The following is a 1,080-nucleotide window of genomic DNA, read 5'->3' on the forward strand; positions in this document are numbered from 1 at the left end:
TGTCCCTTAGCCGGTTCACGGCTTAAGGTTAGAACCCCACTAGTCCCAGGGTGGTATCCCAACGCCGACTCCAGTGACGCTGGCGCGCCACCTTCCCAGTCTCCCACCTATCCTGTACAGAGACTAGCAGTGTCCAGTGACAGGCTACAGTAAAGCTCCACGGGGTCTTTCCGTCCAATCGCGGGTAGCTCGCATCTTCACGAGCACTACAACTTCGCCGGGCCCCTCCTCGAGACAGCGCCCAAGTCGTTACGCCTTTCGTGCAGGTCGGAACTTACCCGACAAGGAATTTCGCTACCTTAGGACCGTTATAGTTACGGCCGCCGTTCACTGGGGCTTCGGTTCAGGGCTTTCACCCCTCCCCTTAACCTTCCAGCACCGGGCAGGCGTCAGCCCCTATACTTCGCCTTTCGGCTTAGCAGAGACCTGTGTTTTTGGTAAACAGTCGCTTGGGCCTCTTCTCTGCGGCCTTCTCAAGCCTAGAGCAATAAACTCTAAGCCTGAGGGAGGCACCCCTTCTCCCGAAGTTACGGGGTCATTTTGCCGAGTTCCTTAAGGAGGGTTCTCCCGCTCGCCTGTGGATTCTCTCCTCGCCTACCTGTGTCGGTTTGCGGTACGGGCACCTCAGGCCTCGGTAGCGGCTTTTCTTGGCAGCTGCCTCGGCGGCTTCGCCTTGCGGCTCCCCTTCCCAGCCCCCTGCCAGCACGCGGATTTGCCTACGTGCCCTTCGGTGGCTGGTTGGACGCGCTCTACCAACCGCGCGCTCCGCCTACCTCGCTGCGTCCCCGCTTCCCTCAAGCGGCCCTCGGTGGTACCGGAATATCAACCGGTTTCCCATCGCCTACGCCTTTCGGCCTCGGCTTAGGCCCCGACTTACCCTGGGCGGATTACCCTTCCCCAGGAAACCTTAGGCTTCCGGCGGCAAGGTTTCTCACCTTGCTCTCGCTACTCATGCCGGCATTCTCACTACTGCGCAGTCCAGCCTCGCTTACGCTCAGCCTTCTGCCCGCGCAGTACGCTCCCCTACCCCGCGCTTACGCGCAGCCCCAGCTTCGGTGGCATGTTTGAGCCCCGTTCATT

General features: G+C 60.7%; 1 rRNA gene. It reads right to left on the reverse strand.

From position 1 onward, the window contains the following. Positions 1-1,080 (reverse strand): 23S ribosomal RNA (locus EV203_RS13320); the annotation flags it as partial.

It is taken from the genome of Caldanaerobacter subterraneus (assembly GCF_004345675.1).
GTDB classification, from domain to species: Bacteria; Bacillota; Thermoanaerobacteria; order Thermoanaerobacterales; family Thermoanaerobacteraceae; genus Thermoanaerobacter; species Thermoanaerobacter subterraneus.